At 68.2% G+C, this 25,892-nt stretch carries 28 protein-coding genes; 12 read left to right on the top strand and 16 right to left on the bottom strand.

Annotated features, from left to right (window positions below; all coding sequences use genetic code 11):
• Positions 1 to 73 precede the first annotated feature (73 nt).
• Together ABZS97_RS01745 and ABZS97_RS01740 are read left to right on the top strand one after the other, a co-directional pair.
• The gene (locus tag ABZS97_RS01745; RefSeq protein WP_356132323.1) at positions 74 to 418 is read left to right on the top strand and encodes an STAS domain-containing protein; all 345 of its coding nucleotides are present in this window, start codon (positions 74 to 76) and stop codon (positions 416 to 418) included.
• A gap of 9 nt (positions 419 to 427) precedes the next feature.
• Entirely contained in the window at positions 428 to 889 is a 462-nt protein-coding gene (locus ABZS97_RS01740; RefSeq protein WP_356132320.1) for a PPOX class F420-dependent oxidoreductase, read from the top strand.
• Between the two features lie 565 nt (positions 890 to 1,454).
• On the opposite strand, the gene ABZS97_RS01735 is transcribed toward ABZS97_RS01740, so the two are convergent.
• From ABZS97_RS01735 to ABZS97_RS01690, 10 genes are all read right to left on the bottom strand, one after another.
• Positions 1,455 to 2,267, bottom strand: coding sequence for a TetR/AcrR family transcriptional regulator (locus tag ABZS97_RS01735; RefSeq protein WP_356132317.1), 813 nt, complete (start codon positions 2,265 to 2,267; stop codon positions 1,455 to 1,457).
• 75 nt (positions 2,268 to 2,342) lie between these two features.
• Entirely contained in the window at positions 2,343 to 3,821 is a 1,479-nt protein-coding gene (locus tag ABZS97_RS01730; RefSeq protein WP_356132314.1) for an MFS transporter, read from the bottom strand.
• Between the two features lie 97 nt (positions 3,822 to 3,918).
• Positions 3,919 to 6,144, bottom strand: a complete 2,226-nt coding sequence (locus ABZS97_RS01725; protein WP_356132311.1) for a glycosyltransferase family 39 protein — start codon at positions 6,142 to 6,144, stop codon at positions 3,919 to 3,921.
• A complete protein-coding gene (locus ABZS97_RS01720; protein ID WP_356132308.1) occupies positions 6,141 to 7,631 on the bottom strand; it encodes a bifunctional glycosyltransferase family 2/GtrA family protein in 1,491 nt (496 codons plus the stop codon). The genes ABZS97_RS01725 and ABZS97_RS01720 overlap by 4 nt, the downstream gene beginning before the upstream one ends.
• 14 nt (positions 7,632 to 7,645) lie before the next feature.
• The gene (locus ABZS97_RS01715) at positions 7,646 to 9,253 is read right to left on the bottom strand and encodes a HAMP domain-containing sensor histidine kinase (protein WP_356132305.1); all 1,608 of its coding nucleotides are present in this window, start codon (positions 9,251 to 9,253) and stop codon (positions 7,646 to 7,648) included.
• Positions 9,250 to 9,990, bottom strand: coding sequence for a response regulator transcription factor (locus tag ABZS97_RS01710; protein WP_356132302.1), 741 nt, complete (start codon positions 9,988 to 9,990; stop codon positions 9,250 to 9,252). Before ABZS97_RS01710 ends, ABZS97_RS01715 begins: the two co-directional genes overlap by 4 nt.
• A gap of 109 nt (positions 9,991 to 10,099) precedes the next feature.
• On the bottom strand, positions 10,100 to 11,035 hold the full coding sequence (locus ABZS97_RS01705; protein ID WP_356132298.1) for an amidohydrolase family protein: 936 nt from the start codon (positions 11,033 to 11,035) through the stop codon (positions 10,100 to 10,102).
• Positions 11,036 to 11,045: 10 nt separating this feature from the next.
• Positions 11,046 to 11,399, bottom strand: a complete 354-nt coding sequence (locus ABZS97_RS01700) for an antibiotic biosynthesis monooxygenase (protein ID WP_356132295.1) — start codon at positions 11,397 to 11,399, stop codon at positions 11,046 to 11,048.
• A gap of 205 nt (positions 11,400 to 11,604) precedes the next feature.
• A complete protein-coding gene (locus ABZS97_RS01695; RefSeq protein WP_356132292.1) occupies positions 11,605 to 12,477 on the bottom strand; it encodes a DUF2797 domain-containing protein in 873 nt (290 codons plus the stop codon).
• Positions 12,477 to 12,920: an HGxxPAAW family protein gene (locus tag ABZS97_RS01690; RefSeq protein ID WP_356132289.1), complete on the bottom strand. Its 444-nt coding sequence runs from the start codon at positions 12,918 to 12,920 to the stop codon at positions 12,477 to 12,479. The genes ABZS97_RS01695 and ABZS97_RS01690 overlap by 1 nt, the downstream gene beginning before the upstream one ends.
• A gap of 122 nt (positions 12,921 to 13,042) precedes the next feature.
• On the opposite strand from ABZS97_RS01690, the gene ABZS97_RS01685 reads away from it, so the two are divergent.
• Together ABZS97_RS01685 and ABZS97_RS01680 are read left to right on the top strand one after the other, a co-directional pair.
• On the top strand, positions 13,043 to 13,543 hold the full coding sequence (locus ABZS97_RS01685; protein ID WP_356132286.1) for a MarR family transcriptional regulator: 501 nt from the start codon (positions 13,043 to 13,045) through the stop codon (positions 13,541 to 13,543).
• Between the two features lie 92 nt (positions 13,544 to 13,635).
• On the top strand, positions 13,636 to 14,085 hold the full coding sequence (locus ABZS97_RS01680; RefSeq protein WP_356132284.1) for an SRPBCC family protein: 450 nt from the start codon (positions 13,636 to 13,638) through the stop codon (positions 14,083 to 14,085).
• Between the two features lie 250 nt (positions 14,086 to 14,335).
• On the opposite strand, the gene ABZS97_RS01675 is transcribed toward ABZS97_RS01680, so the two are convergent.
• Together ABZS97_RS01675 and ABZS97_RS01670 are read right to left on the bottom strand one after the other, a co-directional pair.
• Complete coding sequence (locus ABZS97_RS01675) at positions 14,336 to 14,908, bottom strand: hypothetical protein (RefSeq protein WP_356132281.1); 573 nt, start codon at positions 14,906 to 14,908, stop codon at positions 14,336 to 14,338.
• 398 nt (positions 14,909 to 15,306) lie between these two features.
• Positions 15,307 to 15,870, bottom strand: a complete 564-nt coding sequence (locus ABZS97_RS01670) for a DUF4232 domain-containing protein (RefSeq protein WP_356132278.1) — start codon at positions 15,868 to 15,870, stop codon at positions 15,307 to 15,309.
• 268 nt (positions 15,871 to 16,138) lie between these two features.
• Here ABZS97_RS01670 and ABZS97_RS01665 point away from each other — a divergent pair, with 268 nt between their 5' ends.
• From ABZS97_RS01665 to ABZS97_RS01655, 3 genes are all read left to right on the top strand, one after another.
• Positions 16,139 to 16,357 carry a hypothetical protein gene (locus tag ABZS97_RS01665; protein ID WP_356132275.1) on the top strand — a complete coding sequence of 73 codons (219 nt, stop codon included), beginning with the start codon at positions 16,139 to 16,141 and terminating at the stop codon, positions 16,355 to 16,357.
• 121 nt (positions 16,358 to 16,478) lie between these two features.
• Complete coding sequence (locus tag ABZS97_RS01660) at positions 16,479 to 16,703, top strand: hypothetical protein (RefSeq protein ID WP_356132272.1); 225 nt, start codon at positions 16,479 to 16,481, stop codon at positions 16,701 to 16,703.
• Between the two features lie 336 nt (positions 16,704 to 17,039).
• On the top strand, positions 17,040 to 17,180 hold the full coding sequence (locus ABZS97_RS01655) for a hypothetical protein (protein ID WP_356132269.1): 141 nt from the start codon (positions 17,040 to 17,042) through the stop codon (positions 17,178 to 17,180).
• Between the two features lie 331 nt (positions 17,181 to 17,511).
• Here the strand turns inward: ABZS97_RS01655 and ABZS97_RS01650 are convergent, their stop codons facing one another.
• The 3 genes from ABZS97_RS01650 to ABZS97_RS01640 all read right to left on the bottom strand — a co-directional run bounded on the left by ABZS97_RS01650 (position 17,512) and on the right by ABZS97_RS01640 (position 20,977).
• The gene (locus ABZS97_RS01650) at positions 17,512 to 18,090 is read right to left on the bottom strand and encodes a lamin tail domain-containing protein (RefSeq protein WP_356132266.1); all 579 of its coding nucleotides are present in this window, start codon (positions 18,088 to 18,090) and stop codon (positions 17,512 to 17,514) included.
• Between the two features lie 981 nt (positions 18,091 to 19,071).
• Positions 19,072 to 19,668 (bottom strand): hypothetical protein, encoded by a 597-nt coding sequence (locus ABZS97_RS01645; RefSeq protein ID WP_356132263.1) that lies wholly within the window; start codon positions 19,666 to 19,668, stop codon positions 19,072 to 19,074.
• Between the two features lie 139 nt (positions 19,669 to 19,807).
• Positions 19,808 to 20,977 carry a restriction endonuclease gene (locus ABZS97_RS01640; RefSeq protein WP_356132260.1) on the bottom strand — a complete coding sequence of 390 codons (1,170 nt, stop codon included), beginning with the start codon at positions 20,975 to 20,977 and terminating at the stop codon, positions 19,808 to 19,810.
• Between the two features lie 248 nt (positions 20,978 to 21,225).
• Between ABZS97_RS01640 and ABZS97_RS01635 the strand changes: the two genes are divergently transcribed.
• A complete protein-coding gene (locus ABZS97_RS01635; RefSeq protein WP_356132257.1) occupies positions 21,226 to 21,759 on the top strand; it encodes an NUDIX hydrolase in 534 nt (177 codons plus the stop codon).
• On the opposite strand, the gene ABZS97_RS01630 is transcribed toward ABZS97_RS01635, so the two are convergent.
• Positions 21,737 to 23,077: a helix-turn-helix transcriptional regulator gene (locus ABZS97_RS01630; protein ID WP_356132254.1), complete on the bottom strand. Its 1,341-nt coding sequence runs from the start codon at positions 23,075 to 23,077 to the stop codon at positions 21,737 to 21,739. The two genes, ABZS97_RS01635 and ABZS97_RS01630, sit on opposite strands and share 23 nt — an antisense overlap.
• A gap of 114 nt (positions 23,078 to 23,191) precedes the next feature.
• On the opposite strand from ABZS97_RS01630, the gene ABZS97_RS01625 reads away from it, so the two are divergent.
• From ABZS97_RS01625 to ABZS97_RS01610, 4 genes are all read left to right on the top strand, one after another.
• A complete protein-coding gene (locus ABZS97_RS01625) occupies positions 23,192 to 23,434 on the top strand; it encodes a hypothetical protein (RefSeq protein WP_356132251.1) in 243 nt (80 codons plus the stop codon).
• A gap of 249 nt (positions 23,435 to 23,683) precedes the next feature.
• Positions 23,684 to 24,127 carry a hypothetical protein gene (locus ABZS97_RS01620; RefSeq protein WP_356132248.1) on the top strand — a complete coding sequence of 148 codons (444 nt, stop codon included), beginning with the start codon at positions 23,684 to 23,686 and terminating at the stop codon, positions 24,125 to 24,127.
• Between the two features lie 76 nt (positions 24,128 to 24,203).
• Positions 24,204 to 25,040 (top strand): protein kinase, encoded by an 837-nt coding sequence (locus tag ABZS97_RS01615; protein WP_356132245.1) that lies wholly within the window; start codon positions 24,204 to 24,206, stop codon positions 25,038 to 25,040.
• The gene (locus ABZS97_RS01610; protein ID WP_356132242.1) at positions 24,988 to 25,821 is read left to right on the top strand and encodes a tyrosine-type recombinase/integrase; all 834 of its coding nucleotides are present in this window, start codon (positions 24,988 to 24,990) and stop codon (positions 25,819 to 25,821) included. The genes ABZS97_RS01615 and ABZS97_RS01610 overlap by 53 nt, the downstream gene beginning before the upstream one ends.
• The last annotated feature ends 71 nt before the right edge of the window (positions 25,822 to 25,892 follow it).

Genomic DNA, 25,892 nt, shown 5'->3' with positions numbered 1-25,892 from the left:
CATGGTGGGATGGGACCACGGGTCAGGAAGCGGCCTCACCGAAATCCGGATGAATGTCTGTCAGGTGAGCCGTGTGACCTTCCTCCCGAACCCCAAAGACCTGCCGGGCTGCACCCTGCTCCCGCTGCCCGCGGAGGTCGATCTCTGCAACGCCCTCGACCTCTTCTTCCACACCATCAACGTGGTGGAGGATCGGACGCCCCGGCTGCGTGTGCTCGTCCTGGATCTCACCCGCACCGACTTCATCGACTCCCAGGGCATCCGCCTCGTGGACGACGTACGCCGTCGGCTGCGGGACCGGGCCGAGCTGCGGGTGGTCGCGGACCCGGACGGAATGGTGCACCGGCTGCTGGAACTGACCGGGCTGCGGCGGGATGTTCCGGTCTACGACAACCTGGCGGCGGCCGTGCGGTCATAGGCTGCGGGTATGGCACCGAACATCGCGACGAACACTTCCGTCTCCCTCGACGAGCTCCTGGACTTCGTCCGGCCCCGGCACCGCGCGATCCTGCTCACCCGGCGGGCGGACGGCGGGCCGCAGGGCTCGCCGCTGACCTGCGGGGTCGACGACGCGGGCCGCGTCGTCGTCTCGACGTACCCCGAGCGGGCGAAGGTCCGCAACGCCAAGCGGGACGAGCGCGTCTCCCTGATCATCCTCAGCGACGAGTGGAACGGGCCCTGGGTCCAGGTCGACGGCACCGCCGAGGTCATCGACTCCCCCGACTCCGTCGAGCCCCTCGTCGAGTACTACCGCAACATCGCGGGCGAGCATCCCGACTGGGACGAGTACCGCGAGGCCATGCTGAAGCAAGGCAAGTCGATCATCCGCGTCACCCCCGACCGCTGGGGCCCCATCGCAACCGGCGGCTTCCCGGCCCGCCTGGCCTGACCACCTTCACGGCACCCGGGGTGGGCGGGCAAACCCCGCGCACCCCTTGTTTCCTTGTCACCCGGCGTTGGCGCCGGCCGGGGGTGGGTCAAGCAGCCCGGCGCTTACGAGGTGCCGCTGCGCCCACCCGTGCCGCCCCTGGCGGCACAATTGCCCGCAGAAACGAGGCTCCGCCGGCCACCCGGCGCCACACACACCCCCCGCTGCCGGGTGGGCAGCCACCCCAGCCACACGCGCCCGCAGAAACGAGGCTCCGCCGGCCCCCGGCGCCACACACACCCGCCGCTGCTGCCGGGTGGGCAACCGCCCCCACGCACCCGCAGCCGCGTACGTACGGAAGGGGCCGTGACGGTACGTCTCTGCCCGTCGCGTAGCAGGCCCCCAGCCAAGCTCCGCCATGCTCGACCCCCGGGCAGTACGCCCACGCGGCGACGGGCAAGACGTACCGGCACGGACCCGACCCACAACACACCCCCCTGCGAACGGCGCCCACGCCAGCAGACGGCACGGACCCGACCCACAACACACCGCACCGCGCCCCGCGACAGGCGCCCCGCCAGCAATGTCACCCGCGCGCGACCATCGCCTCGATCCCCACCATCAACATCTCCAGCGCGAACGAGAAGTCCCGCTCCCGCATCTCCTCCACCGTGTCGCCCCCACGCGCCTCCATGAGATCCGCCGCGTTCTCGAAGTTCGCAGCGAACTGCGGCTCCTCGCGGATCGTGCTCATCGCCTGGTGGAAGTAGTCGTCCTGGCTCATCCCCGCCGACGCGCAGCGCTGCACGAAGTGGCCCTCGATCGTGCCGAAGCCGTACACGAACTGGAAGACCGCCGACATCGCGCCCATCTGCCCGTGCGGCGGCAGCCCTGTGCTGCGGATGACCTTCTGGACGCACAGCGAGAAGGCCATGGAGTGCGGCCCGATGTTGAGGAAGGTCCCGATGAGAGGCGACACCCACGGGTGGCGCACCAGCAGCGCCCGGTAGCCGACAGCCAACGGCCGCAACTGCTCACGCCACCCCAAGCCCCCGGCCCCGTTCCCGCCCCCGGCCCCCGCACCCGCGTCGCCCCCCGCATCCGGCAGCTCCAGCTCCCCGAACACCGAGTCGAGGGCCAGTTCCAGCAGATCGTCCTTCGTGTCGACGTACCAGTACACGGACATCGCGGTGACGCTCAGCTCGGCCGCCAGCCGCCGCATGGAGAACTTGGCCAGCCCCTCCGCGTCCAGCAGCCGCACCGTGACCTCGGTGATCCGGTCCCGGTCGAGCCCCGACGGCTGCCCGCCACTCCGGCCCGAGCCGCGCCGCTGGGCCTTGCCCTCCAGCCAGACACTGGTCCGCGCCGGACGCTTGGCCCGGTCGGCTGCCCTCACCATGGCGCACCTTCCTCGAACAGGGACTGCGGCGCTGCCGGAAGTCCCCGGTCCGCCCCCCTTGATGCTAAGCGGGCGTCACGCGGAAACCGCCACCGCGGAGTCTGCCCGCTCCGCCCGCCGCAGCAACTCGGCCGCGACCAGTCCGCCGAGAAGAACCGCCACCGCCCCGACCAACTGGCTGGTCTCGAGCCCCGACGAGAACGCGTCGGTGATCCGCCCGCGATCGCCGGCCGTGCCGGCGGAGTCGAGCGCGGCCGGCAGCGACGTCGCGGCGACCGGAACGAGCGCGGCGAAGCGGGAGTTGAGGACGGCGCCGAGCACCGCGACGCCGAGGCCGTTGCCGAACTCGGCGAGGGTGCCGTTGAGGCCCGCGCCGACGCCCGCCTTGGCGGGCGGAATGGCGCTCATGATGGCGTGCGCCATGGCGGGGTTGGCCAGCGCGCAGCCGGCGCCGATGAGCAGCAGCCCCAGCAGCGTGCCGCCGTATCCGCTCCCCGAGAGCGTCGCGATCGACACCAGCCCGCCCGACATCAGCACCATGCCGAGCAGGATGGACACCGGCGTCCCGAGCCGCGCCGTCCACTTCGCGGACAGGCCGGAGAAGTTGAGGGCGACGACGGCGAGGGCGAGCGGCGCGGTCCGCAGCCCGGCCTCCAACGGCCCGTATCCCAGGACGAACTGGAGATGCTGGGTGAGCAGGAACAGTGCTCCGCCCATCCCGAACGTGATCAGGACCGCACCGGCCACGGCGCCCGTGAACCGCCGGTCCCGGAAGAAGTGCAGGTCGAGCATCGGATACGGAATCCGGCTCTCCCAGTAGGCGAATCCGGCGAGTACCGCCACCGCGACCCCGGCCGTCCCCAGCACCCGTGCCGACGTCCACCCGTGCTCGGGCCCGGAGATGATCGCGTACACGAGCGAGGTCATGCCAATGGTGGAGAGCAGCGCGCCGAGGAGATCGGGCCGGTCCCCGGTCGGGCTCTTCGACTCGGGCACGAGCACCGCGACCGCGACCAGTCCCAGCGCGGCAACCGGCAGGTTGACCAGGAAGATCGCGCCCCACCAGAAGTGTCCGAGCATGAAGCCGCCGAGCAGCGGTCCGACGGCGAATCCGAGCGCGTTGACCGCGCTCCAGATGCCGATCGCCCTGGGGATCTCCTCGGCCGGGAAGATCTGCATGGCCACGGCGAGGGTCGTGGTGATCAGCAGTGCGCCGCCCACCCCCATCCCGGCCCGGGCCGCGATCAACTGCCCGGTGGAGTCGGCGAGTCCGGCGACCAGCGAGCCGACGCCGAACAGCACCAGCCCGGCGATCAGCATCTTCTTGCGGCCGTAGCGGTCGGCCGCGCTGCCGGCGGTGAGCAGCAGCCCGGACTGCACGAGCGAGTACGCGTTGATCATCCACTGGATGTCGGAGGTGGCGGCGCCCAGTTCGCGGGTGAGCGAGGGGATCGCGACGTTCAGGACGGTGTTGTCGAGCAGCACGGTGAGCTGCGCGAGACAGATGACACCGAGGATCAGCCACCGCTGGGGATGGCCTTGGGAGGAGGGCATGCCATACACCGTAGAACACTCCCCATACGGTGTACAACGAAATAGCGGTGGCCCGGGACGTTGCCGCCCCGGGCCACCGCTGTCGGACGCCGTACCGTCAGCCGGTACTGCTGCCGCTCGACTTCTGCGTCAGGTCGTAGAAGGTGGCCGAACCGACCGTCACCTTCTTGAAGTTGGCCTCGACCCACGAGGTGATCTGCGAGGACGTACCGGAGCTGCTGCCGCCCATTCCGCCGCCGGAGCCGCTGGAGATGAAGTAGTGGATCCGGCCGTCCGTCACGTACTCCTTGAACTGGGCCAGCGTCGGCGACGGGTCGGTGCCGTTGAAGCCGCCGATGGACATCACCGGGTCGCCGGTGGAGAGCTGGTAGCTCGCCGCGTTCTGGGCGCCGATGGCCGCGGCGGCCCAGGTGTAGTCGCCGGCGTTCTTCTCCAGCAGCGCCTTGGCCTCGGAGCTGACGGTCGCGCCGTTGAGCAGGCCGCCGGCACCGCCGCCACCGCCCATGCCGCCGTCGCCGGTGCCGCCGCGCTGGTTCTGGCCCTGGGTGCTGCCGTTGCCGTTCTGCTGGTTCTGGCCACCGCCGGGGAAGCCGCCGGTACCACCCGTGCCACCGGTCGGGGGCTGGCCCATCCCGCCGCCCTGCTGACCCGTGCCACCGCCCTGCTGGTTCTGGCCGCCACCAGGGAAGCCCCCGCCACCGCCGCCGGGACCGCCGCCCCGGCCGCCCATCATGCTCGCGCCGGCCGGACCGGCCGTGACGATCGACCCGGTGTGCCCGGTGTTCACCGTGCTGAGGGTGTACGCCGTCGGAGCCGCGACCGAGGCCACGAAGCTCAACCCGACTGCGGCGAGGGCGAGTTGCCGCCCGAGCTTGGCCGCGAAGATCAGCCCGAGGGCGCCGACCAGACCGCCGATGAGCACCAGCCACTTCAGCCAGGGCAGATAGTCGGAGGTGCGGTTGAGGAGGACGTACCCCCAGGTCGCGGCGGCCACGACCGAGCCCGCGAGCGTCAGCGACGCCCACACCTTGGACCGCTCTTCCCACAGTACGGTCGCGCCCATGCCGACGACGGCCGCAATGTACGGGGCCAGGGCCACCGTGTAGTACTGGTGGAAGATGCCGGCCATGTAGCTGAAGACGACCATGGTCATCAGCAGCGCGCCGCCCCAGGCGAGGAACGAACCGCGGGCCAGGTCGGTGCGCTTGGCCTTCCGGGTGAGGACGAGCCCCGCGATCAGCAGGATCAGCGCGGCGGGCAGCAGCCACGAGATCTGGCTGCCGATCTCGGAGTTGAACATCCGGTTCCAGCCGGTCTCGCCCCACTGGCCGGTGCCACCGCCCCCGCCGCCACCCCCGACGCTGCCGGTCTCGTCGCCGTTGATCCGGCCGAGCCCGTTGTAGCCGAAGGTCAGTTCAAGGAAGGAGTTGTTCTGCGAGCCGCCGATGTACGGGCGGGAGCCCGCGGGCCACAGCTCGACGATCGCCACCCACCAGCCGCCCGCGACGACCATCGCCCCGGCGGACAGGGCGAGTTGACCGAACCGCTTCCTCAGCTTCACCGGCGCGCAGACCGCGTAGACCACGGCGAGCGGCGGCAGGATCAGGAAGGCCTGCAGGGTCTTCGCGAGGAACGCGAAACCGACGGCGACGCCCGCCCAGACCAGCCACTTGGTGCGGCCGTCCTCCAGGGCGCGGATCACGCAGTACACCGTGACGGTCATCAGCAGCGCGAGCATCGCGTCCGGGTTGTTGAACCGGAACATCAGCGCGGCGACGGGAGTGAGCGCGAGCACCGCACCCGCGATCAGACCTGCCGCCGGGCTGAACCGGCGTCGCACCGCCGCGTACACGACGGCGACCGTGGCCACGCCCATCAGCACCTCGGGGACGAGGATCGCCCACGAGTTGAGGCCGAAGACGCGCACCGACAGTTCCATCGGCCACAGCGAGGCCGGGGGCTTGTCGACGGTGATGGCGTTGCCCGCGTCGAGCGAGCCGAAGAAGAGGGCCTTCCAGCTCTTGCTGCCGGCCTGCACAGCCGCGGAGTAGAAGGAGTTGGCGTACCCGGAGGCGCTCAGGTTGTAGAGGTACAGGGCCGCGGTCGCGAGCAGCAGGCCCAGGAACGCGGGGCGCACCCAGCGCGGGTCCTCGGGACGGCCGCGCCAGAAGCGGTGCGGGAAGGGCTGCTTGGGCTCACCCGAGTCGGGTGCCACGGCCGACGGCGGCGGAACCACGGGCTGCTGCACGGCCGTTGAGGCAGGCGGCCCCCAGCCGGAGGGACTCGCGCCCCCCTGATAGCTCGTATCGGACTGAGTGGTCATCGCGCGTTCCTCGACTCGTGATCGTCGTGATTGTCGTGATCGTGCGGGCGCACGGCCTGCAGTTGCATGGTCGCGTCGCCCCAGGTGCGGTCCGCGGCTTCACCGGCACGGAACCGGGCTGTGTCGTACGGGGTTCGGGGCGCGGTGGGGCGCTGGGGGAGCGGCGGCTGCGGCGACGTGGCGGCAGCCGTCGCATAGGTGGGCGAGGAAGGGGTGTGGGAGGCGACGACGGTCGAGGGGGAGTCGTCGCGCTGGTCCGGGAACACCCAGGCCCTGAAGAGCAGGAAGCGCAGCACGGTCGCCGCGAGGTTGGCGGCGATCAGCACCGCCAGTTCCGTGGAGTGCGCGGGGTCGGAGGTCGCCGCGTTCAGCGCGGCCAGCGAGCCGCTGGTGAGGGCGAGCCCGATGCCGAAGACGACCAGGCCCTGCGCCTGATGCCGCATGGCCCCGCCCTTGCCGCGTACGCCGAAGGTCAGGCGCCGGTTGGCCGCCGTGTTGGCGACGGCCGACACGAGCAGGGCGAGCGCGTTGGCGATCTGCGAGCCCGAGAACGTACGGAAGCCGCTGTAGAGCAGCAGGTAGAAGAGGGTGGACAGGGCGCCGACGACACAGAAGCCGACCAGCTGGCGGGCCAGGCCCTTGGGTACGTCGGTCAGGTCGCCCTCGCGCGGGTCGTCGCCGAAGGGCCGGGCGATCCGGTCCAGCGGCAGCGAACCGGTGGCGAGGGCACGGCCCACCCGCCACACCCCCTTGAGGTCGTCGGTCGCGGTCTTCACGATGTGCACCGTCGAGTTCGGGTCGTCGACCCAGTCGACGGGCACCTCGTGGATGCGCAGCCCCGCGCGCTCGGCGAGCACCAGCATCTCGGTGTCGAAGAACCATCCGGTGTCCTCGACCAGCGGCATCAGTACCTGGGCGACATCACGGCGGATCGCCTTGAAGCCGCACTGCGCGTCGGAGAAGCGGGCCTGCAGCGAGCCGCGCAGGATGAGGTTGTACGTCCGGCTGATGAACTCGCGCTTGGCGCCGCGCACCACCCGCGAGGAGCGGGCCAGCCGGGAGCCGATCGCGAGGTCCGAGTGGCCGGAGATCAGCGGCGCCACCAGCGGCAGCAGCGCGTTGAGGTCGGTGGACAGGTCCACGTCCATGTAGGCGAGGACCGGGGCGTCCGAGGCCGACCACACGGTGCGCAGCGCCCGGCCGCGGCCCTTCTGCTCCAGCCGGAAGGACCTCACCTCCGGGATCTGCGACTCCAACCGCGCGGCCACCTGCGGCGTGGTGTCCGTGGACGCGTTGTCCGCGATCGTGATGCGGAAGGCGTACGGGAACGTGCGCGCGAGATGCTCGTGCAGTCTCATGACACACGGTTGGAGGTCCTTCTCCTCGTTGTAGACGGGGATCACTACGTCCAGGACAGGCGTACCGGCATTTCCGGCCGGGAGGTGCTCCCGCGCCGGCAGGTTGCCGGGAGAAGAGTCGGTTCGCATGACAACGACTCTGGTCAGGCGCCCTGTTGCACCCATGTGGTGGCGCTGTGCTGTGCCTGTGAGTGCGGTTGCCAGTTCGTTTCGGGGGCCGGGCTGGGAGTCGCCGGGGAGAGTGCCGGCAGATGCACGGTGAACACCGTGTGCCCCGGAACGCTGTCGACGGTCACCGCGCCGCCGTGCGCGGCCGCGACGGCCTGCACGATGGCGAGCCCGAGCCCGGTCGAGCCGGAGGCCCGCGAACGCGAGGAGTCGCCGCGCGCGAACCGTTCGAAGACGCGCGGGAGCAGGTCGGCCGGGATGCCCTGGCCGTCGTCCTGCACATCCACGCACAGCCACGGCCCGCGCCGCTGCACACGCGCGGTCACGGTCGTACCCCTGGGTGTGTGCGTCCGTGCGTTCGCGAAGAGATTGACCAGCACCTGCTGGAGGCGTGCGGCGTCCGCCGACACGAGCGCGGGTTCGTCCGGCAGCTCCAGCCGCCAGTTGTGCTCGCGCCCGGCCGCCCGCGCGTCGCTCACCGCGTCGATGACGAGCGGTACGAGGTCGGTCTGCTCGTGCTGCAGGGGCCGCCCGGCGTCGAGGCGGGCGAGCAGGAGGAGGTCCTCGACGAGCCCGGTCATCCGCCCGGCCTCGGACTCGATCCGGCCGAGGGCGTGTCTGGTGTCCGGCCCGGTCTCCTCCCTGCCACGTCTGGTGAGCTCGGCGTATCCGCGGATGGACGCGAGCGGCGTGCGCAGCTCATGACTGGCGTCGGCGACGAACTGCCGTACGCGCATCTCGCTCTGCTGGCGCGCGTGCAGCGCCCCGTGGACGTGGTCGAGCATCCGGTTGAGCGCCGCCCCGACCTGCCCGACCTCGGTGTGCGGGTCGGTCTCGGACTCCGGAACCCGCTCGTTGAGCGTGACCTCGCCGGTGTGCAGGGGGAGTTCGGAGACGCGGGTGGCGGTGGCGGCGACCTTGCGGAGGGGGCGGAGGGCGACGCCGACGATGACGGTGCCCGCGAGGGAGGCCGCGACGAGGCCGGCCACGGTGACGCTGAGCTCGACGATGATCAGGGTGTTGACGGTGTTGGTGACGTCGCTGGTCGGAATCGCCACGTAGAACGAGCCGTTGGCGCCGCTCTGGTACTGCACGCGGTACTCGCCCAGGCCCGGGATGTCCACGGTGTGCGGCTTGCCGTCCGTCGGGACGGAGGCCAGAGCGGCCCGCTGGCTCTCCTTGAGGTCGACCTTTTTGGGATTGGGGATCCCGTTCGCGTCCTTCTTGGCCTTGTTGATGACGCCCTCGGTGACGGACCCGTTCTCGACGACCGCAGCGATGGTGTTGTACTGCGGGCCCCTGGTGACGAAGTCGAGGGGGTCCCGATTCCCTGCAAGGCCGTTGTTCTGCGGTCCCTTTCCGGGATCCAGCGGACCGGCGGCCCGCATCGCAGCCTCGTGCACCTTGTCGTCCAGCTCGTGGTACAGGTGCGAGCGCAGCGCGATGGTGGTCACCGTGCCGATCACCGCGCACACGACGGCGATCAGCGTCACGGACGCGACGACAAGCCGCGTCCGCAGCGTGCGCGGCTGTCGTGCCCGCCTCTCCCGCTTCTGCGTACGCGCCTGTCGTCGCCCGGTCATGACGCGGCGGGCTTGATCAGATAACCGGCACCGCGCCGGGTGTGGATCATCGGCTCGCGGCCCGCGTCGATCTTCCGACGCAGATACGAGATGTACAGCTCGACCACGTTGGCCTGGCCACCGAAGTCGTAGGACCACACACGGTCGAGGATCTGCGCCTTGCTGAGCACGCGCCGCGGGTTGCGCATCAGGAAGCGCAGCAGCTCGAACTCGGTCGCGGTGAGGTGGATGTTCTCCCCGCCCCGCGACACCTCGTGGCTGTCCTCGTCGAGGGTGAGGTCACCGACGACGAGTACGGATTCGGAGCGCCGGTCGGCGGCGCCGGAGCGGCGGATCAGCCCGCGCAGCCGGGCCACGACCTCTTCGAGGCTGAACGGCTTGGTGACGTAGTCGTCGCCACCGGCGGTGAGCCCGGCGATGCGGTCCTCGACGGCGTCCTTGGCCGTCAGGAAGAGCACGGGAACATCCGGCAGGTCGCGCCGCAGACGGCCGAGCACCGCCAGCCCGTCCATGTCGGGCAGCATCATGTCGAGCACCACGGCGTCGGGCCGGAACTCGCGCGCGGTCTGCACCGCACCGGTCCCGTCACCCGCGCTGCGGATCTGCCAGCCTTCGTAGCGAAGGGCCATGGACAGCAGCTCGGTGATCGACAGCTCGTCGTCCACCACAAGCACTCGGACGGGGCTCCCGTCCGGCCTCAGCAGTTCGGTGCGCCCCTGGGGCGAGGTCGTGGTCATGGTCGAAACCATGTCGGGGTCCCCTGAGAGCACCCTTTCCACTGTCTGTGATTTTCCTGAGAAACACACAGGTGCCTCTCAGGGAACGCCTGGGAAGATCTCACTCCCCTCAGCTCACCGGCGGGCTCCCCGCTGCTCGCCCGGTGTGCGCGAAGAGGCGCGCCGCGTTGTCGTGGCAGACCGCTCGCAGCCAGTCGTCGCCGAGCCCGAGCCGCTCCAGGGCGTGCAACTGGTGGAGGTAGGGATACGGGATGTTCGGGAAGTCGGAGCCCAGCAGGACGCGGTCGCCGAGGTCGGCGAGCCGGGGCAGCGCCTCGCGTGGAAACGGCGCGAGGCGCTCGCTGAAATCGGTGAACGCCATCGTCGTGTCCAGCCGCACTTCGCCGTACCGCTCGGCGAGTTCGAGGAAGTCGGCGTACTCGGGCATTCCCATGTGTGCGACGACGAGCCGCAGCCGGGGATGCCGGGCCAGCAGCCGGGCGACGGGCTCGGGGCCGGTGTGCTTGCCGGGCGCGGGCCCCGACCCGCAGTGGATCACGATCGGGGTGCCGGCCTCGGCGAGCAGTCCCCAGGCGGGGTCGAGGAGTTGGTCGCCCGGGTCGTACGCGCCCACCTGCACGTGCGCCTTGAAGACCCGCGCGCCCGCCTCGAGGGCCTCCCGCACATACGCCTCGACGCCCGGCTCGGGGAAGAGGGTCGCCGTGTGCAGACAGTCGGGGGTACGGCGGGCGAAGTCGACGGCCCAGGAGTTGAGCCACTGGGCCATGCCGGCCTTGTGCGGATAGAGCATCGCGGTGAAGGCGCGCACCCCGAACTCCCGCAGCAGCGCCGCCCGTTCGGCCTCCTCGCGCCGGTACGTGATCGGCCACTCGACGCCGCCCGTGAGCGGGCCGAGCCCGTCGAAGTACTCCCACACCTTGTGCAGCACGCGCTCGGGCATGAAGTGGGTGTGGACGTCGATGAGCCCGGGAAGCCCGAGCCGCGACCAGAACCGCCGGACTTCAGCCGGCTCGGTGCTGCCGTCCACGTCAGGCATGTCATCCATGCCGGCCATGTCATCCATGGGCGTCCCGCTCGAATCCATGACTGTGCTCGACCTTGGCGATGTGCAGGGAGTACCGCTCGTACCAGTGTGCGCGCCCGTGCTTCTTGGCCGCCATGTGGTCCATGTTCGTCCGCCACTCCTCGATGGATGCGAGGTCCCGGAAGTAGGCGACGGTGATCCCCAGCCCGCCGGGCGTGCGCGCGGCGTCCTCGCCGAGGAACCCGGGAATCTCCTTGACCAGCTCCCCCATACGGTCGGCGGTCTCGCCGTATCCGTTGTCCCCCTCGGTGCGCACGGACGTGAACACGACGGCGTAGTAAGGGGGTTCATGGGCGGCGACAGGTGCAATGGGTTGATCGCTCATGTCACCCACGATCGGCCTCGGCGTCCTGCACAGTCCAGCCCCTTTCCGAAAGGGATCCATAAGGGATCCAACTCTTGACCATCAGCGCCGTCATGGCCATGGCATCGCCGGTCTCGGCCCCGGTCTCGGCCCCGGTCTCGGCCTCGGCCCCGGTCTCGGCCCCGGTCCCGTAGCCTCTGCCATTGCCGCCGCCGGGATTCGCCCCTCAGAACAACCCGTCCTGCGCGGCCGCGTCCCGAGTGCCCCTCAACTCCCTTACAGGGACGGTGAGTCCACCGCCTCCGGCGGTCAGCTCCCACCCGGTCATCAGCCGCGTGTCGAGGACGACGACACCGCGCTCGGTCGCCAGATGCAGATCGGGCCCGGCAGCGGCAAGCAACTCCCCGCTGACGGCGCCGCCCGCGACCAGCTCACGCACGACCCCCTCTGCGGGCGCCAGCCCCTCCAGCCCGAACACCCCGAAGTGATCGACACCCCGGAACGACAGCTGCTCCAACGACTCGGGCCATCCTTCGAGCCGCGAGGCCCGCCCGTGCAACTCCCCCACCTCACCCACCCGTTCCCCGATGTCCGGCAGCGCGGCCCGCACCGCCCGCTTGTCGGCGTACGGAATCCGGTCGGGCACCTTGAGCGCGGCGCGCAGCAGTTCCTCCGCCCGCCGCGCGGCCATCAGCGGGCCCCGCCCCAGCCAGCTGAAGCAGACGGCTCCCTGCTCCAGCAGCCGCGCGGACCCCCGCTCGACCGCGGTGATCCCCACCTTCACCATTCCGGGCCCGAACCAGGCGAGATACACGTGGTACGGCCGCGGGTCGTCGGCGATGGTGTCGGCGGCCACGGAGTGCGCCCGGTCCAGCCGCGCACACTCCTCGCACCGGGCGCCCGTGCTCCGCCCCGGCACGGCCGCGCTCAGGGGACACATATGCCGCCGGGCGCCCACACATGTCCGTACGCCGTCCTCCACCACCCCGAAGTCCACCCGCTTCCCCCGTGGCAGGGCACTGCCGCGCCCGCCGCCCCACACCAGCACGGGGCCGTCCGCCGACCACCGCAGCCCCGAGCATCTCCACATCCGTGCCATCACTCGCGAGCGTACGCGGGGCCTCTGACATCGCCGGGTTCGCCGGTGACAGGTTCACCGGGGACGGATCCACCGGGGACGGATCCACAGGGGCCGGATTCACCCGGGGCGGGTTCCGTCGCTGCGGGCGCGGCATCCGTCGTGGGCCGCCGTCCGGCCAGCCGGCACCCGACGCACCCGGGATGGCCGTGCCGAGCGGACAGGTCCCGCGTCCGCCATGCCCACTGATCAGCGGGCCGCGGCCCCGGCGGCTTGCCCCACCCGGTGAGATGGAGCGTCCATGTGACCAGCACGCTGATCACGACCAGCACCGGTCCGCCCCACACCCACAGGGCGTTCCCGGCACACACGCCCGCTCCCGCCACGGTGACCCCGACGGTGGCGAGTACGGTCCCGGTCCACCCGGCGACGGTATGTCCTTCATCATGCTGATGTGCGCTCACGTACCTGCCTCTCTCAGTTCGGGCAGCGGAGTTCACGCGAGGGACCGGACTTTGGACTGACAAAGTTCCTCACGACGTAAGAAATTTACCGTAGAAACCTCTCACGCGCTAAGGGAATCTTCATGGAGCAGGGCAAGCCGCGCCCGCCCGCGACACCGGCCCAGGCGCTCGCGGCGATGGACCACCTCATCGCGACGAGCATGATCGGCCAGCAGACGGTGGCCCAGCAGCTGAACCTGAACGTCACCGACCTCACGTGCTTCGCGTACATCCTGGAGGCGGGCGACACCCTGCTCACGGCCGGTGACCTCGCCCAGCGCGCCCACGTCACGACCGGTGCGGTCACGGGCATCCTGAACCGCCTCGAACGCGCAGGCTTCGTCGCTCGCCGTTCCGACCCCACGGACCGCCGCCGCGTCCGCGTAGCCGCAGAGCCCGCCGCCGTCGCCCGGGTCCGGGCCGTCTACGAGCCCTTCTACGCCCTTCTCAACGAACTCTTCGCCGACTACACCCCGGCCGAGACCGCCGTCCTGAACGACTTCTTCGGCCGAGCGGGCACGTTGATGGCCACGTTCCTGGGGGGTTGCGCCGAGCCGGGGGACATCCAGCCGCCTCCCGCCTGAGCCCGGCGTCGAAGGACCCCCGGCGCACTGCAGAGGACCGGCGAACGTACCGGTGGGACCATGGACACGAGAACCCTGGAGAAGGGGGCGCCATGTCCGCGATCAAGGAAACCATCGACATCGACCGAAGCCCCGAGGACGTCTACGCCTACGTCACCGACCCCTCCCACCTGCCGGAATGGCAGGAGAGCGCGATATCCGCGCATCAGGTGGGCGAGATCCCGATCGGTGTGGGCTCAAGGGTCGCAGTGACCCGGCGGGTCGGCCGGCGCGAGTTCCCGATGACCATGGAGGTCACGGAGTTCGACCCACCGAGGAGTTGGTCCATGCGGGGCATCGACGGCCCTGTCAGGGGAAAGGTCCACGGCACGATCGAAGCGCTCGGCGACGGCAGCCGCTCACGCCTGACCCTCGACCTCGACTTCGAGTCCCACGGTAGGGGCAAGGTCCTCGTACCGATGGTCATCCGCCCTCACGCCCGCAAGGAGGTACCGAGGGACGAGGCGGCTCTCAAGATCCTCCTGGAGCAGGGCATCACCTGACCGCGCCCTGCCGACGGCGGCGTCAACGGCCGGCGGGGCTCTGCCGACGATTGCGTCAACGGCCGACGGGGCTCTGCCGACGATTGCCGTCAATGGCCGGCGGGGCTCTGCCGCCGGATGAAGACCTCGGTGCTCGGCTGCCGTTCGGAGAACCCGGCCTGTCGGCGAGACCTCCCACAGCAGGCGACGCCGAACCAGCCTGCACCTTGACCTCATGGCGTGGAATCCGAGGCCGTGGGTGCGAGCACGATCAGGCATCCACGCCTCTCACCAGGCCTGCCAGCTGGATCTGCAGATCCTTGAGGCGTCCGTAGGACTCGATCACCTCTGTCTCGAACGAATTCGGCCAGTTCGCCTTGGAGCGCCAGGAATACGGCACCCCCTCTTCCTTCCACCTCAGGTGGGACACCCGCCAGGAGTTGTAGTGGTCGATGAAGGCCAGGTAGGAGTCGGGCATCCGGTCACCCACGATGAGGTGGGTCTTCGCGGACAGGAGGTTCTGGATCGCCTCATTGCGCGGCATGAACGCGTGGTCCACCCAGAACAGCCAGAGCTCCTGGTCCTCCGGGCTGAGCGGCCTGCCCGCGGCGAACACATAGTGGCGCCCGAGGGTGTCGCAGAAGTCCCGGAAGGCCGACCGCCCTTCCTCGACCAGGAAGAGGAGCGGGCCGTAGAGCTGCTCCAGCTGGTTCTCCACATGGGTGAGCCTCGCCTCGGCCTGCCTTCGCCTCAGATCGGCCCGGGCGGACAGCGCGTGGTTTGCCATCCATCCGCCGACGGTGACCGTCGCAGCGATCAGTGCTGCCAGGAAGGTCGAATCCATGCCGTCAGATTCTGGGACACATCCCCACCGCAGGTCCACCCGCAGGGAGAAGCATCCGAATCCGCCGCCCGAAGCACGCACGACAGTTGCTCCGGCCCCTCCTGGCAACCACCACGGCTCCCGGCACCGGGCTCCACCCTGGGCCCGCTGCTGTACTTCGCTGCTGTACTTCGCTTCTGTACTTCGCTTCTGTACAGCCCAACACAAGAGGCCCCGGACGCAACGTCCGGGGACGGACGCGAGTTTGTGTCATCGGAATTTGATCACCGCAGGTCAGCGACTCAGCGCATTGAAGGTGCGCTGAGTCACTGACCTGCACTTATGTGCAGTTCCTCGTAAACGTGCAGGTCATAGCCTTGCGATCGTCGTGCAGGCTGCTCGATTTGTGGGGACGGGGGTCAGGAAGGCTTGACCGCCGAGACCGGGGTGACGGTCACCTTGTTGTCGCAATAGGCCCACCACCCGTCGTTCAGGGCGACCTGGTGCTTCCCGGAGTGCGGCAGCCCGATGACCATCGTCGGATACGCCTTCGGGGTCTTGCCCGACTCGCAGTAGCCGTCGCCCTCGCCCTGGACCTGGACGAAGGTCAGCTTCACCCACGCCTTGCCGTGCGGCCGGACCGTCACGGTGGTCGCCCTGCCTGTGGGGGTGACCTTGAGCGGGGTGTTGTGGGAGGGGGAGCCGTTGCCGGCGCCCGCGACCGTCGGGTGGCCCTTCAGGACGCACGTTCTCCCGGAGACGTTGGTGAACTTCACGACCGCCGCCCCGGTCCCGGTCCCGACGGGCGGGTGGGCGGCCTGCCAGGCGCTGACCTGGATAGCGGAGGCCCGGCAGGCGGGCGGCGGGGTGGAGGTGCTCGCCGCCATGGCGGTGCCGGGCAGGATGCCGGTCACCGCCGCCGCGACGGCCGTGACCGCCGTCGTCGCCAGAGCCGCCCTGCGAATGCCGTTGCTGTGACGCATGCTGTCTTCCCCCTGAGTCGTCTCGTCCGCGGGTTTCGGTCGTCGGTTGTTGCCCCGCGGTACGCGTGGTACGTGAGTGCAGATAGGGCGGGAGAGCGGCAGGGTTCCGTGCGGCGACCACTTGTGACGGAACGGTGACGACAGGCTGCACCCGTGCAGATGGCCGTCAGGACAAACGGTCAAGATCCAGTGGCACGGGGCAATGGGCGGCACAGGCGCCCGGCGTCTTCGATGGACGAGAAAATCGAACACATGCTTGAATTTGGTCATGCGACCGTTCCCCGCCGACCTCGCCCAGGCACAGCAGGAGTGGAGCGCCACCTACCAGCAGCTCGCCCAGCGCCCCGGCCTTACCGAGCTGCGCCGACGCCTGCACCGACTGTCGACGCACGTGTACTTCCACCCCTACTGGCAGCACCAGCGGCCAAGCCCCGCAGCGTGGCAGGAGCTGCGCGACCTGGGACGGCTGGACCGGGATCGGACTTGAGAGGCTTCATCACCGGACCCATCTGCAGCTTCACCGCGACGGGTGCTGTCCGCCGGACGCCGAGGGTCCTCGAATGACGCGCTGGAGTGCGGGACCGTACACCCCGGATGATCCTGAAGGCATGTCCGGACCCATACGCGTGATCGTCCATCCACCCTCACCTACCGGTGGCCGGCGCGTGCGCGTGGACGGCGAAATCCTCGGCCTGGCCCACAACCTTGTCGACCTGGCCGAGTTCCTCCGCCGAGCCGGCCTGGAGATCGACGCAGCCGACGTCGCGAGTGTCCCGTGGATCGACTGGCGCGGAGCGGGACCGAACCACTGGGGCCCTGAAACAACCAGCTGACGCCTGACCTGCCTGGCCACGCTGGACTGCTTCGGGCCAACACGCTCTCCAACTGTGGTGGTGGGGCAGCGGGATGCGTGCGGGGGCGTTCACCTGGGTTCATGGGCGGTCGGCCGTGGGAGCGGCCACGGGTTTCGGTCTCGGCTGAACGACGGTGAACGGGGCTGAATGAGACGGAAACCGAGACGGCCTGGTGCGGTGCGCCCTTCAACGGTCTCGCAGCAGTTCGGTGAGTTCGGCCAGGTTGGCTTCGATCCGCTTCAGGCGCTCGTGATCGGAGGCTGGTATGTCCTGGGGGTCTGGGTTGGTGATGAAGCGGTAGGCCAACGCACGTGAGTGACTACCGACCGGCTCATCATCACCCTGCTCTGCGCGGCCTTCGTGGCGTACGTCGCCAAGGAGCACCCGACCGTGGTACCAGCATTGACCCGCGCGGCGGCCGTGGCTGCCGTCATCGTGGCGGTGATGCTCACGTAGCGGGGTCGTAGGAGGGCGACACGATCCTCAGACCGACCAGCAGCGGGCTCCACCCTGGGGCCCGTTGCTGTACTTCGCTGCTGTACGCCGCGAAAACGCAAGAGGCCCCGCATCTCTGCGGGGCCTCTCACCTGTGTGCACTCGGCAGGATTCGAACCTGCAACCTTCTGATCCGCAGGATCGGGCAAGCAGTCCGAGGGAAGCTTGGTCTTCGCCGGAACTGATTGCCGACCGTGGTGATCAACAGCCCACGTGTGCCGTGGTTGCCGTCAGCGTTGCCGTCCGCAGCCACCGGTCACCGGACACTGGCCGTCCGCGGGCCGGGGGTGGATCAGCGGCGGCCGCCGCGGTGGTCGCCGCGGTGCTCGCCACCACGGTGCTCGCCACCACGGTGGTCGCCACGGTGCTCGCCGCCGCGGTGGTCACCACGATGGTCGCCACCGTGGCGGTGGTGGTCGCCCCAGGAGAAGTCGTCGACGAAGCGGCCGTAGTCGTTGCGAAGGGTCACCGTGTCGGAGTCGTTGTCCAAGAACTCGTGGCGACGGTCCTGGAACAGGTTGCTACCCCTGTCACGGCCCTCGCCGGTACGGACGCGGACAGTGGCCCCTCCGTCCAGACGGTAGTGGTGGAAGGTGTAGGTGTGACCGTCCTCGTCGGCCAGCGTCCACCCGTCCAGATTCACGCCGTGGCGGCTGTTGTTGGTGATCTCCGCCCACTCCTTGTTCAGGGAGCGGGCCGAGTCGTCGTAGCGGCCCGGGGCGTTGTACTGGACGCCGCTGATCTCCACGTTCGCCCGGTGCGGACGGCCGTCGGCCGCGGACGCCGGCAGGGTCACCGCCCCGGCCAGAGCGCCGGCTGCGAGCGCGACGACGGCCAGACTGCGGACGGTTACGATCTTGGAAACAGGCACAGGTTCTCCCTGCTCAGTGCGCGCACAACCCCGCCTGCGGCCAGTCGACCAACGGGATGTGCGGTGTGCGGGTGGCGGCCGGTCGGCCACACATCCACACCGTGGCCCCGATGTGCCGGTATTGCGGATGAGACGTGAACTACGTTACGAATAACCCACATTACCGTTACTCTCCCCTGTATCACCCATTTATCAACCCTATGCACCAGATTGACGCCCCGGCACGACGGCAGCCCGCACGCCCATTGGCCCTGGACATTCGCCACCCCCACCACGCCACCCCACCAACGCGCGTGACGCCACCCGAAAGTGAGTAACAAGGGCCCCCACGCCGACGCCTCAAGACAGGCCGACACAGCGGACCGGAGGGCGGAGGCACGGCCCAGCTCCGGGGCCCCTGTTGATTGATCGCACGGCATCGCGGCACAACCCGCCCGCCCCTTCACGCCGCACCGACAACGCCGAACGCATCCATGCACACCCTGCGACCCGCCTCGCACACACCGGCGGCCTTCGCCCACCCCTCACCCCGGGGCACTACCGTCAGGACAAAAGCCAGAGGCCCCGCGGATTCCTCCACAGGGCCTCTGGTCTGCTGTGCACTCGGCAGGATTCGAACCTGCAACCTTCTGATCCGTAGGATCAGGCAACACTCGGTGCGCCGGGCCAGCCGCCTCCTGCCCCGATCGCTCAGGTTAGCGAGCATGCGCGTCTGTGTGCCGTCGTTGCCGTCAGAGCTGCCGTCAGATCCCAACGGCGAGGCCAACACATAACGATCTTTGGGCCCAGCTGCCGCAGAAGTAGTGCGAAGGCACACGCACTCCCCATGACCAGCTGAGTTACAAACTCTCTTCACAGGTTCAAGACCCGCGCACGGCGCGCTAGCGACTGTGAGCATGCGGTGGGAGACACCCTCTGCGGCTGGGGCGGTCGGCTCCGCAACCCTACGGTGGCACGTTAACGGAACCGCTTATACCGAGATCAAGGGGCTGGCGCCTGCTCCCAGGGGGGTGTCCAACCAACTTCGCGACAAAGATCGGCTAGCGGCCAGTCGACCTTGGAGAACAATGCGTCAGTGTATAGATCGCTGATACGCATACCCAGGAAGTGCCTGACATTGATAGTCGTATCGGGATACCCCATATCTCGACGCGCAGATAGCACAAATTCGGCATAGAGCTTCATCAAGACAATAGGAGGCGTATTACCTGCATATGTCGACTGCATGAAGTGATGGAATGCCCTGACAGCCTCATCGGAGCCGAAGATGGTAACCCATGCCGAAAATTCCGATATTCGACTCTTGAATTCATCCTCCGACATTGAACGCCGGTCCAGGATATCCTTCAAGAGGTTGATCATGGGTTTGTATACTTCGTACTTTTTCTCTGAGATCCGCGCTTCGAGATCTCTAAGATGTTGAGCGTCAATCTCCGACTTCTTCGCACTCCTCGCCGAGCGAGCCGCAATGATAGCGGCCACAATGGCCGCCAATGCCGGAACGACTGCAACTGCTAGCGAAATTCGCCAGTCAGTACTTTTCCCCTGCACTGCAGCCGCCAGGTGATTATGGATCAATTCGACCCCTTCGTGAGATGCTGGGAATACTCAGGTCGAGGCCTCTCCGGGTCGGCCTAGCTCCGGTTTATGGCACCTTCCCTACTGGTGGCCTGTACTGCCACTACCGGCTTGTCCGCCACTGCTGGGAGCAGACAAGTCATCGGAGACCATGGGCTGCAGCAAGGTGCGGTTTCTGTGCGAGCATGCTTTCCAGGCGGCTGTCGGGCCACAAATCTATGTACGGAGTGGAGCCACTCTCATTGTGTCGCTCCGCCCAGGCAACTGCGTCGGCAGTGAAGCGTCCAGAGGTTGCGATGACGAGTCCGCGCACGAGGGGCGGCTCCCACAACCTCACGGCTGCCACGGTCGCCGCCACGGCAGGCATGTCCACCGATCTCTTCTGCCAGTGCTTGGCCTGGACGATGACCCGCTCGCTTCGCACACCGCCAGTGCTGTCTCTGATGACGCGGTCCAAAGATAGATCACGTCCACGATCGGGTGCGCGCGTTTGCATCAACCACTGAACGTTCTCGTGTTCGGAAAAGTCGCGCAGGAGGTCGTATAGAAGTCTTTCGAACTTGTCATCATTCAGACGTTCCCAGGGAAGAGCGATCGTGGCTTCACCCGTTAGGCTTCCGGCTGCCGCAATCCCAAGATCGAGGTCCGGCACAGGGAGCGGATCGGAATCGGACAAGGAGCCGCTGTCGATATCGGGTTGGATGCTGGGCCAATCGAGCTCCGCGATATCGTGCCAATCATGGCCCTCGCCGAAGGCAATATGTCGGTGAAGGTCTGCCCAGCGCCCCTTCCTCTCCGCAGTGTCCCCCAGGAGTCTCTCAATCTCGCTCACCGCAGATGTGACGATGTTGACTGAAGGGTTGGCGAGTCGTTCCCGAGATGCCCGTGGAACACCTTGAAGAATGTTTGGCAGCGCTACTTCCACTTGCGCCTGAAGTTGTTGCAATCGCCCTGCGACTGCCTTCCGTCGAGCACGATGTAGACGATACCTGTAATCAGCAAGGTCTTTGCCTGGCTTCTCGCCCTCTTCCCAAACAGCTACCGGAAGCTCGCCAATGTCGGCATAGTCGATAAAGCTCTGACCCATTTCGTCTATGTCAGGTAGCTGATCGGTAATCGTCGAACCATCAATCGGTGGCAGGCCCGGGAGGAGGTCAGCCCATGCACGACGATGATCATCGTATTCGGGGCTGGATCCCCGTGCAGGGCTATTGGGGATGAAGGCTGACGCGCGCGCCCACACGGCCTCTAGCTTGGCCAGGTTGGCAGCAGCACGGTCCATAACGCTGAGCAACTCTTCGAGGTCCACACTTCAGGCTGACACAGGTCTCCGCATCAGGGAGGCCGAGCTGCGAACAAGGGAAGGTGCAGGAGACAGTCGCTGCCGACGCGCCCATCCCCGACACGTTCGGGACTTCTCTCATGAGTGTTCGGACGCTCCCTCGAACGTAAGTCTTCCGCAGGGCATCTCGTCAGTGTGACGCAAAAGGAACTGAACGTACGCCATCCTCTGAGACGGTCTGCGATCCTGGAGACCGATCGAGAGGGGCCGCAGGTATGGAGTGGAAGACCCACGGTGAGCGACAGATCTACACGAACCCTTGGGTGAATCTGTGTCTGGTCGACGTTCAGCAGCCTGACGGGCGCAGGTGGGAGTACCACGTGGTGCGCCTCCGGCACCTGGCCGTGGCTGCCGTGGTCAACGACCGCCAAGAGGTCCTGATGATGTGGCGGCACCGCTTCATCACGGAATCGTGGGCCTGGGAGTTGCCCATGGGCCTGGTCGAGGAGGGGGAGACCCCGGAAGAGGCAGCGGCCCGCGAAGTTCTGGAAGAGACCGGCTGGCGTCCTGGCCCCATCAAGCCGCTCATCTACGCCGAGCCGGCCAACGGGATCACCGACTCGCAGCACCACGTCTTCCGGGCGGACGGAGCTACCTACGAGGGTCCGCCCACGGAGAAGAACGAGTCCGACCGCATCGAGTGGATCCCGCTCAGCGAGATACGCGGGATGATCGACCGCCGCGAGATTGTGAGCAGCGGCTCGCTCGTCGGCCTCCTGTACCTGCTCATGGATGAAGCGATCCGCTGACCGGTGGAAGAAGGGCCCGTAGCCTCGCCTCGAAGGCCAGCGCTACGGGCTCTTGCCTGTGCGGGGCCAACTGGTCGTAGAACTCCCGAAGATGGCCGGACACCCGCTCGGAAACCACCGCCGATGCGGACTCCAGAGCTTGCGTGGCCGTGTGGCACGACTGGTCAAGCTTGCCCTGGTCCAACTGCGTGCGAGCCAGCCAGAACGTGTGAAACGCACGGCCGCGCTGGTTGGTGCGGTCCCCCCGCCGCAGAGCATCCGCGATCAAGGACTCGGCAGTCGCCGCCTCGCCCAGTCGCCCGTAGGCGATGCCCGTGTCCACGATGAGCTTGGGCTCGTCGAAGTAGGTCACCCATGACGGGTCCGGGTCGCTCGTCTGGATCTCTTCGAAATGGCGGTGCGCTTCCCCGATGGACCGGTGGGTGAAGTCCCGGTTGCCGAGGGTGGCGTGGGCGAAGGCTTCCCGCATGGACAGCATCGACAGGACCCGCGGGGTGGAGTCGAGTGCTGAGCGGGCCTGGTCCTGGGCGGCGGTCACGAGGGCCAGAGAGTCCGCAGGCTTGTCCTGGTACGTGCCCTGCAAGCTCATGCAGGCCAGCACGTTGGCCATGAACTGGCGGTCGTCGATTTCCTTGGCCAGTTGCAGGGCCTCAGTGAAGTACGCGCGGGCCTGGTTGTACTGGCGGGCGTCGAAGTAGGTCCAGCCAGTGAGGCGCGCCAACTCGGCCGCAATTCCGTACAGGCCGTTCTGGATGGACGGCGGTCGGCTCTCCTTCAAGAGCCCGACCACATACCGGAGCTGGCCGACGATGGCCGGTCGCAGAGCCTCGCCCCCGTGCTGGTCGTCCCGTCGCCAGTAGTCCTCGATGGAGGAACGGAAGGCTTCAAGTGTGGCCGGGCTCAGGCGCGTTCGCGTGGCCAGCGCCAAGATGCTGTCCACGTCGGGACCTGGCAGCGACGCCGGGACCTGCTGCTCGGGCTCTGGTGCTTGGGGCGCCTCGCGCTCCGCGACCACGAGGGCCTGAGGCGTCTCCCACGCTCGGCGAGCAAGCCCAAGCATGTGTCCTGGGATGCGCAAGCCGTCCGCGATGCGCTCAAGGACCTCCATGTGCAGCAACTGACGTCGTCCAGCCATCACTTCACCGACTCGGCTGGGGGTCAGCTCGCATCGCCGAGCGATCATCGACGGGTAGATGCCCGCCCTAACCTTCAGGAGCCGGAAGACTCTCGCGAAGTCCCGTACCCGGCAGGCGTTGATCATCTCGGGGTCGGTGAGCAGCCTGGCGGGCAGTTCCTGCGGCCGGTCGGCGTCGGGCATTGGGCAAGCTCCCACACTGCGAGGGCTACGCAACGTCGCGGATTCTCTACTTTCCGCGATGTTACCCAAGTTGGGTAATCAGCCTGACCTTTTGGCGACGGCCCCCGGATCACGATGCTCCTAGACATGGCGAGCAACCAGCAGACCAGACCAGGCATCGGTGAACTGGCGAAGGACAGCGCCCGGGGACGTATCGGCGTCGTCATGGGTGAGATCGGCGGTCGTGTGCAGATGAGACCGCTCTGTGGCGGCATCGAGTGGGACGTCATGCCGGACCAGGTGGCCGCGCCCACTTCGCGGGAGGAACTGAGCGCACGTCTGACCGTCAAGAACGGCAACAGTCAGGTCGGGCTGTGATGCGCGCCCTCGGCCGATACGCCGGAGTCCTCTTCATCATCTGCATCAGCGGATCGTGCGGCCTGGTGATCGGCATGACTCTCGGCCTCGGCCAGTAGACCGGCCACCCCGAACGGGTGCCAATTCCCCGGCTCCCCCTTCCCGTTCGGGGCTGGCCTCCCAGTCCGCTTCTCCATCGCCTACGACCCGAACTCGGCGACCAGGGCGGAATTCACCTGCCACGCACCACCTCACACCAGGAGAATGCACATGACGGCAACGGCGAACGATCAGAGGACCGGTTGCTCGGTGGCTGGTGAGGAGCTGTTCGAGAGCCTCGCCCAGTTCGTGGTCAGCCACAGCGGGCAAACGCCCGAGCGTGCCAAGCAGATCGCAGATCAGGCGGTCGCGTTCGTGGTCACCGCGGCCACCGCCACCCTCCCCATGGTCCCGTCGGATGACGTGGACCTCGGCCTGCACGCGCTCATCCTGCACACGAAGGAGTACGCGGACTTGTGCGATCGGTTCGCGGGCCGCTTCCTGCACCACAACCCGATGCCGGGCGGAGGGGCCCGCGACCCTGAGAAGGTCGCCGCCTCGGCACGTGCCATGAAGGCAGCCGGATTCATGGTCTTCGACGATCTGTGGACCGTGGACGGCACGAACCTCGCGCAATGCGACTCGGACTGCGGCCGACCGTACGGTCAGGCGTAACCCCCGACCACAGCGATAGCGATGCGGCTGGCCTCGGCTCGGGGCCGGCCGCGTTCGCCCGGAAGGAGAAGAGACGTTGTCCGGCTCACCCCCTGAACTGCCGGTCGTGGTGCTCAACGCGCTCATGCCCACGGCTCAGCATCTGGTCCTCAACCGTCGGGGCTCCATGGTCTGGGAGGTGGACAGCCACCGGGGTCACTACGCCGTGAAGCTCGGCCACCCGATCGAGGCCACCAGCGACTGGCCCGGCCAGACCTGGACCGCGCTCGCGCCCGCACGCGAAGGGGCCATCCTGCATCGCCTCGGCCTCGACGACATCGCATACGGCGAGTGGGAGCAAGGGACGTGGAACCTCCAGCCGTGGCACGAGGGCCCGGACCTGTACCGGCTGTGGGAGCCCTGCCGTAGCCCGGACTCGTCCATCGCCCCGCACACGAGCGTGGCGCTGGGGTGCGTCGAAGCGCTGGCCGAACTCCACACCAAGGGCTGGGCACACGGTGACGTGCAGCCCGCGCACTTCATCATCGGACCGGAGCGGACGCACCTGATCGACCTCGCCCTTGCCCGAGGCGGACACGTGCCCGAGCGATACGACTTCCCCTTCCGTGGCTGCCTCGTCCACTACGAGGCACCGGAAATCGCCCGCAGCGTACTCGCCACAGGCGAAGCCGAGCCGACCCAGGAAGCCGACATCTACGCGCTCGGCGCCTCCCTGCTCATCTCCGCCACCGGCTGGCGGGCGATCGAGTACCCGGACGACGCACCGCGCCCCGTACAGCGGGAAGCCGTGGCGAACGGCCGTCGTCGTCCCGTGAAGGCGCCCGGTGAGCTGGGCGAACTGGTCGACGCGATGCTCAGCCATGCCCCCGAGGACCGGCCGACGATCTACGAGGTGGGCAAGGCCCTCAGCTGATCCCGAGGCCCCGGTTCATGGGGCGGCAGACAAACGGCCACAACCAACAACGAAAGACCGGACCACCCCTCAGCCTGGACAGCATTCCGGGTGGTCCGGTCGCGGAAGCCCTGATCAGGACCCCGGTGCCGGTGGTACCGGGGCGGTCGGCGTGCTCGAATGCGGGTTCGGCTGCAACCCCGGCTTCCTGTTGTCGAGTTGGAGAGGATCACTGTTGCGGTTCGGTCGGCAGAAGCCCAGTTCTGACGTGAGCCCTCGAAAGTCAGCCACGACGGCGGGAGCGTCGAACAGGCACCCGTCACGTGTGTTTCCAGCAACCCCGCACCGGCCTCAGCCACGCTGCTTCAGTGCGTCATGGGCCGCGCCTCATCGTGAGCAGCAAGAGCGGGAACGACTGGTCGCGGGCGAGAAGTGGCAACCCACATCAGGTCAGCCGGACGGCCTGATCTTCACCACGGCGACCGGTGGCGTCACAGACCCCCGGGGCCTGAACCGGATGCTGACCATCCTGTTCAGGGACGCGCACGTGCACCGCGTTCGGGTGCACGACCTCCGGCACACCTGCGCCTCTGTCCTACTCGCCCAAGGTGTCGACGCTCGCACGATCATGGAGGCACTGGGGGCACTGGGACACAGCACGATCACGATGACGCTGGACACCTACGCGCACGTGATGGACACGACGCTGAGGGCAGCCGCTGAGCGGATGGACGACGCGCTCAACCTCGACGAGCCCGACAGGGAATCGGAGGGCGAGGCGGAGCCTGACAGCGAGGACTGAGGGCCGTTTCCGACCGCGTTGATGTCACCCGCTGATGTCAAAGGCCCCGTCCGGCGAACCGGCGGGGCCTT

This window comes from Streptomyces sp. NPDC005485, assembly GCF_040606085.1.
GTDB lineage: Bacteria > Actinomycetota > Actinomycetes > Streptomycetales > Streptomycetaceae > Streptomyces.
Note: the sequence above shows the minus strand (reverse complement) of the source record. Positions and strands in the feature narration are given on the sequence as shown.